Genomic DNA, 8,288 nt, shown 5'->3' with positions numbered 1-8,288 from the left:
TCGTAATCATATCTACCTTCTCCTGGCACAATCAGGCTATCCTGAATACCTGGAGTCGATGGATCAAGATCCACCGTCACTTCGGCTACGCTCAGTGTTAATACAGAAGTGCCATCAGACAAGCTATCGTTAGCGATGATGTTCAAGGTTACATCGATACCTACTACATTATCAAGATCTTCATCATTCACTGCCACTGGTGGCTCTTCGGTGTACGTGATCGTGATCGTTGCCATGCTATCCAGCCCTGTTGAATTCTCAATCAGGGTATACATGATTGGCGTTGGATCAGTCGTAAAACCGGCCTCCGGATTGAAGGTTACTTCCCCAGTCAGCGTATCGTAATCATATCTTCCTTCTCCCGGCACAATCAGGCTATCCTGAATACCTGGAGTGGATGGATCAAGATCAATAGTAATGTCTGTCAGGTCAACGATGTTCGTGCCATCACTCAGACTGTCGTTGGCTATGATGTTCAAGGTTACATCGGCACCTACCGTATTGTCCGGACTTTCGTCGTTAATAGCCATCGGTGGTTCCTCCGATACAATTAAACTTAGGAGATCGTAGTCATCTTCTGAGCTCAACCAGTTGTTCGGTGAACTATCCGGATCAAACTGATCAGCATCTGTAACTTCACTAATTGTGGTATACTCAATACCCGGGCCCGTAGAAGCCATTTTAGTTTCATAACTGAAAATCAAGCTATCACCCGGTGCTAATGTTATGCCTGTCCATCGAATGGTATCATTGACCAAAATACCACCTGAATTGATGTTAACAATATTTGTAAAACCATTAGGCACAATATTTTGAAGAGAGACAGAGGTCGCAGTGTCAGGTCCATCATTTTTTAATGTCACATAAATGGTCACAATATCTCTTACAAAAACATTGGTATCACTTGCCGAAATTTCAATACTTAAATCTGCCAACTGAGGCGTTAGTGTCCGGTTGGTGATATTATTCAAGGTATCCGGATCTTCTTCGTTACCCGTAATAATCGCCACATTATTATAATCTCCTGAGCTTAATACCCTTGCTGAAATCACAAGAGATTGGGTATCTCCGAGAATCAGACTATCCATGGTCCAGTTTGGAGAACTCCAAATACCCTTTGATGGCGATGCATTAACGAAGGTATAGCCAGATGGCAAAATATCAGATACGGTAATACCCGTTGCCGTGCTTGGACCAAGGTTAATGGCTTGAATTGTAAAGTTGACGGTATCTCCAATATTCGGTTTAATATCATTAACCAGTTTTTCAACCTTGAGGTCGGCTACCGGAATTGGATAGGTAATCGCCGTTGAATCATTATCATCAGGGAATGGATCGGGCTGACTACCAGTAATGATTGCCGTATTACTGTATGGACCACTGGCATTTACTGTTGCGGTCAACTGCAAAGTTTCAGAGGCCCCATTGGCCATATTTCCGATATTCCAGGTTGGATAAACCCAGGTACCTGCAGACATAGAAACATCTGTCAACGTATAACCAGCAGGCAAAACATCAGACACTTCAACGCCGGTTGCATCTAAAGGGCCATTATTTTGAGCCTCTATGCTAAATATTACTGACTCTCCGACTTTCGGTGTTGCTGTATTTACCGTTTTGACAATGGCAAGATCAGCAACAGCCAATCCGAAGTTATTTTGGCATTCACCTTCCCCAGAAGCCGTAAATGAAGCTGTATGAACTCCATTGGGACTCGGTAGCGGATTTGTCAAACTATATCCTGAAGGGATAGGTTGAGCCAGTCTGACAACATAGCTTTTCGGTACAGGGACCTGATAATTGATCCGAACATTATCAAAATAAACTATATCCGTGGAATCCATAGAAGCATTTCCGGAACTGATGAAACGGATCGTAGTCACCGAAGACATGTAATCCGAGATATCATATGAAGCGGATCCGGACTGTAATCCATCTCCCCCTGTTAACCTTTTTAAGGTCGTCCAACCCGAAGGAAGAGTTGAAGAGGCAACCTGAACGTCCACATAATCTCCGGCTTGCAAATCAAGCCCCGATTCCACAAAATTGAAAGAAAGGTTTGCCGATATAGCCGAAGATAAATCGGCCGTTCTGTATGCTCCTTTTTGATTTCCGGGTACTGAAGCAATCTTTAATCCATTGGCACTCGTAATTCGAATACTGTTTTGAGAGAAAGTACCAAAGTCACCGATTTTAGTCCAAGAATTTGAAGCCCAACTTGTAGAGCCATTCGTCTGATTAGCGACTTCATTGACATTAAACTGATCCAGATAATTAAGCGTAACAGATGGTGGATCAATCAGGAATGAATAGGCTCCGTTTGCATCAGAAGTCTCTGTAGCCAATTTAGCTTCTCCCCCATCAATGATTCCATTTCCGTTATCGTCACTGTATAGATCTACGTCTACACCATTAAACCCGGATTCACTTATATTATAGACTCCGTTATTATTATCATCGAGATAAACAGAACCTCTAATCTCATTTTTAAAAGGTGTGCTCGCACAGACAATTGTAACCGTTACCAGAGCGGTATCGCAAACTGAGGGATCATGCAGACTACAGACCGTGTATTGGAATTGATCAACACCCATAAATCCAGGATTTGGGGTATAGGTAACAGTTCCATCAGTATTGGCCACCACTGTACCGTTTGCCGGTTGAATTGGAAGTCCTGTGGTACTTACTGTAGACGGAGAAGGTGTTCCAACCACATCATTGGTTAGCACTTCAATATCCACCGGTACATCCATTTCAGCCGTTTTTGTATCATTGCTGGCTACCAGATTAGCCAAAACGCCCAGATAATTATCTTTATCACAGGTTCCAAGAACAAGGAAACTGGAGGTTTGCGTATTCAAAGCCGCAGAAGAGAAAGCTCCATTGGTATTGCTTGGATCAACTTTGGCGATATAACAAACCGGCGGGTTTTTCCAGAAAATTAACTCAACATTGTCGATCCAGAAATAATCATTGGTTGCCGTAGAACCGTTAGTTACAAACTGGAGAACATTTGGTCCGTTTGAATTATAACTTGTCAATGGAATCACCACGTTGGTGTAATTTATGTCGGTACCCACAGAGCCACCATCATTCATCACAAACTCTGTGTTCCCGTTCAGTGAAACCGTAACCGCTTCACCTTGTCGGTTTAACGACTGTCTTCTGTAACTGAATTTCAGTTTCGCTCCATAAGCATCATCAAAGCTAAAGGTTCTTGAGATCGCATTTGTCGGGCCTGAAAGTCTTATAGCATTACCCATCCCACCACTAGATGCGTCGTTCATCACTCTGATGTCTCCAGTGATCACTCCGTTATCATCACCGGTTTCTGTCCAGTTATTGTCCCAGTTTAAACCACCGTCATTACCCGTAAAACCGGCAATCGGATCAAAATTATCACGGGCATTATTACCGTTTTCGGTACTGAAAGAATAGTTACCAGACAGGTCAGAAAGTGTAGATTCAACCAATCCTTCACCCGGGTCAATTATTCCGTTACAGTTGGCATCCACAAATAAATCAACCTTAACTCCGGCAGCACCAGCTTCTCCATCATACACCCCGTTATCAGGATAGTTTTCAATGAAAACTTTACCCTTCATGAGGTTTTCATTTGGATTTGCCAAACAGTCAGAAATTCGAATCTTAACAAGTGCGACATCACAAACTCCTGAATATTCCTGAGAGCAAAGTCTGTATTCAAATTCGTCTTCTCCCTGAAAACCAGGATTCGGAGTATAGGTAACTGTCCCGTCAGGATTCACGGTAACCGTACCGTTGGAAGGTTGCAGTAAGCCTACTGTTGTAACGGATGAAACATCCGGTGTACATAAAAAGCCGTAATCATTACTCTGAATATCCACAATTACCGGAGTATCCGGTTCAGTATCCTTCACGTCGTCATTAGCAATAATCAGCTGAGCAAGACAACGAGGCTCAAGAACGTAACCAACATCCATAGCGGGTGAGCCGGGAGGAGCACCATTCGGGTTAAGTCCCCATACGGCCGCAATATTAGTTCCGTCACAGGTATAAACCGCCAATCCGGTCTGATCATTATCCGAGCCATCCAGGATCTTATACGATTGTAATGCATTGATCGGAATGGCAAGGTCATAAGGTGTTCCGCATGGACTCGTAGTGGCTGATGTTCCGGAAAGGTCTCCATCAAATTTTACGTAAATAGTGGTGGCCGTTGGTGCCGTAACCCAAACAGGGTTGTAATTGGCTGAACCATTATTACTTCCTGGTGCCCAGGCTATACTGGCGAATGTGGACAATCCACCTTCAGGAAGCATATTGAAAGACCAGTCATAGCTACTTCCTGCTGAATCAGCGTCAAAAACAGCAATCGCGGTATAAGCTTCTCCATTTCTACTGGCGAATCTGTAACCCTGTGATTGGTTCATATTCAGGTAGGTCTTTCCCTTTGCCGGAATAATGAAATTACCGCTGGCACCCGTACCCGAAGTCCAGTCTACTGTAATAGGATTCGCCAGGTTGTTTGTAAAGAATCCATACACCGGTGCTGAAGACAAGGTGGTGTGGGCAGGTGAGATGTATACATCTTCATAAAAGTTACCCGGATATAAAGGCATGTTACGAGTTCCATAATGGTCAATGCCCCCAAATACCATGTCAACTCCGAAGTTTTTGGTCGAAGTCAATGAAGCTCCTGACTTGATATCGTTTGCCTGATTAATGTCAGTTGCCAAATTCCCAGGGTAAGATCGCGTTCCATCATAAAACCAGACTTCTCCTTCCATCAGCAGTGGCGAAGAAATATCTACGTTTCCATCGGCATCGTAATCCAGATTAATCACGGTACTATCCTCTGAAGCCCTGGCAAATAAACCTGTGTAATGAAAAGCAGAGGTTCCACCGAGAGTATTATCCTCTCCAAAAGGAACGATAAAGAACTGCCCAAAACGGTTCAGGTCAACAACGTTTGTTTTGACATTTTGAACGTCAAATGTATTACTACCCGTGGCATTTCCAGCGTCACCGGAAATTTTGGACACTGCTATATCATTGGAGCTTAGGATTTTATCCTTCCCGTCAAAAAACAGTTTTGAAGGGTCTCTCGGATTATAAACAAACTGATTATCTATAAATATATATCCCCCAGCCGGAATAATGTCGGAAGGGTATCCGGGAGCATATCCGTTTTCAATAATACCGTCACCCCATATTTCTGTAGATTCCTGTAGAGGGATGGAAATATCATCTTCGTAACCATCTTCCCAGTGATCATAAGTGATAATGTTGCCGGGGTATGGTATTTTAATACTGACTATCGATCTGACCGTATCACTCAGATAATCAACGTCGGCTGCTGCAAGCAATGAATTTCTCAGGAAGACATCATCTTCAGGGAAAGGAAGATAGAACGTCTTGCTCTTAGACGCTTCAGAACAAGGATCATTAAGGGCTTCAAAAATTTCCAAGTTAACGGTTGCCACATCACAACACACACCGTTTTCTGAGGAACATACGGAATAGCTGAATTGATCTGTACCAAAATAGTTACCGTTAGGCAGGTAAGTTATTACCCCATCGGCATCAATCTGTACGAAACCGAAAGTTGGCTGAGCCGTTATCGTAATCGATAATGGATTTACCGCACCTGAATCATTGGCCAATACCGGGATTATAATAGGAGTACCTGCATTTCCGGAAGCCACATCATCGTTTGCATTGACGTTTGTAGTATTCACACTATGGGAACTGGACCGTGGCCCGTTACAACCTGTCGCCGTTGCTGTAATAATTGATGTCCCTGTCCAACCAGCGGGAAAGGTTACCTCACTTGTTGAGGTGTTTATAGTAAGACCAGCTGATTTACTCGCTGCATCCAAATCATAGCTCATTCCTGTTGAATTGGTTGAATTTGCGGTAAAAAATTCGGTCGTTGCTCCCTGACATCTTACAGAAGTGGCCCCTAAAACAAATACAGGAGTACCTACTGTAGGTGTAACTGTTACAGTATGAGTAGCTGATTTGGGCCCGTTGCAACCCTGTGCAGTCGCTGTAATAACCGTGGTACCACTCCAAGCGGCGACGAAAATCACGCGTCCGGTTAAGGAGTCAATCTTGTTCCCTCCAGCCTTGCTGAAGTTATCGAGCTTATATTTTAATGAAGTCGCATTATTTACATTTGCCACGTAAAATATGGAATCCGCACCCTGACATCTTATTGAAGTGGCCCCTGATACAAAAACCGGAGTAGTAACAGAAGGTTTAACCTCAACCACGTGAGTAGCCGTTGTGGGGCCATTGCAACCAAAAGCTGTGGCAGTAATCGTACTGTAACCTGTCCAGCCAGCTGTAAAAGTCACCGCTCCGGTGGAAGAATTGATTGAATTACCTGCAGAAAGGCTGGCTGCGTCTAGTGCGTAGGTTATACTTGTAGAGTAAGTCGCAGTAGCAGAATAGGTCACCACACCACTACCCTGACATCTCTCCGTACTATCTCCTGCAGCAAATACAGGAGTCTGGACATCCTGAAGAGCATTGATTGTAACACTCACTGAGGCCGTACAGGCATTTGCATCCATTACTGTAACTGTATAAGACCCTGAACTCAGATTTGATCTGTCCTGACCATTGTCAGTTCCTGCAAGGTCTGACCAATCGTAGGTGTATGGGCTAACACCACCAGTAACCGAAATATCAATAATACCGGAATTATCTCCGGAGCATAAACCACTGGTTTGAGAAGCAATACTTAAAGCCAACAGGTCAGGCTCTGAGATAGTGATGTTTAACGGAGCAGTTGAACAACCGTTCGCATCGGTAACCACCACCGAGTAATTTCCGGCAGTTATATTCGATCTGTCCTCGATATTATTACTTCCTGAAAGGTCAGTCCAGTTATAGGTGTAAGGAGCCGTGCCCCCTCCCGCTGTAATTTCAATGGCACCATTATTACCTCCGTTACAAAGAATATCCGTTTTTGAATCCAAGCTTACTGTTAGAGCAGCAGCCGGTTCATTGATCGTAATAGGAATGGGAGCAGTGGTACAACCACTGAGGTTTCTTACGGTTACTGTATAAGTACCAGCTGGCAAGTTTGACCTGTCTGACGGATTATTGGATCCATTGATATCATCCCAATCGTAGCGATATACACCAAGACCACCTGAAGCTGTTAAATCAATTGCACCAGTGCTGTTGCCGAAACATACTACATCTGTTGTTGTATAGCTTACACTTAATGAAGATGGTTCATCAATAGTTGCACTATTGGTAGCTGTACAACCGTTCGCATCCGTAATGGTTACACTATAAGTACCCGGAACAAGTCCACTCAGGTCCTGAGTTGTCGCCCCGGTGTTCCAGACATAAGTATATGGAGAAGTTCCTCCTGAAACGGTCAGATCAATAGCTCCGTCATTTCCGCCGTTACAACTTACGTCAGTTATAATGGTTGAACTACCTAATTGTGAAGGTTCAGAAACCGTGATGGAAGCTGTGTTTTGACAACCTGTAGAATCTGAAACAGTTACAGAATAGGCTCCCGCCACAAGGTTACTTAAATCCTGTGTGGTATCACCGGTGTTCCAGGAATACGAAAATGGACTTACTCCTCCTGTGAGACTTAAGTCAATTGATCCGGAGCTATCTCCAAAACAGGCTACATCTGTGGTGACATAAGAAATAGTAATTCCTGAAGCCGGTTGAGAAATGGTAGTACTTGCCGTACTGGCACACCCATTTGCATCAGTAATAGTCACACTGTATGTACCCGCTGGAAGACCAGTAATATCTTGTGTAGTTTCGGCATTGCTCCAGGCATACGTGTATGGCCCGGTTCCTCCGGAAACACTGAGATCTATAGCCCCCGTGCTATTTCCAAAGCATAGTACATCCGTTTGTGTTAAACTATTGGTTAGGGCAGAGGCTGGTTCCGTAATAGTGGTACTCGCTGTACTGGTACACCCATTGGCATCGGTAATCGTTACACTGTAGGTGCCGGCAGAAAGACCGGAAATATCCTGCGTGGTTTCGGCATTGCTCCAGGCATAGGTATACGGCCCGGTGCCTCCGGAAACACTGAGATCAATGGCTCCCGTGCTATTTCCAAAACACAATACATCCGTTTGTGTAAAGCTATTGGTCAGGGCTGCAGGTTCCGTAATAGTGGTACTCGCTGTACTGGTACACCCATTGGCATCGGTAATGGTTACACTGTAGGTGCCGGCAGAAAGACCGGAAATATCCTGCGTGGTTTCGGCATTGCTCCAGACATAGGTATACGGCCCGGTGCCTCCTGAAACACTGAG

At 44.2% G+C, this 8,288-nt stretch carries 1 protein-coding gene; it reads right to left on the bottom strand.

All coding sequences use genetic code 11. From position 1 onward, the window contains the following. Window positions 1-8,288, bottom strand: an 8,288-nt coding sequence (locus AFM12_RS00010) for an Ig-like domain-containing protein (RefSeq protein ID WP_131458129.1), incomplete at both ends; no start/stop codon positions are given.

Origin of the sequence: Jiulongibacter sediminis, from assembly GCF_001306455.1 — a bacterium.
GTDB lineage: Bacteria > Bacteroidota > Bacteroidia > Cytophagales > Spirosomataceae > Jiulongibacter > Jiulongibacter sediminis.
This window is presented reverse-complemented; position numbering and strand designations above follow the sequence as displayed.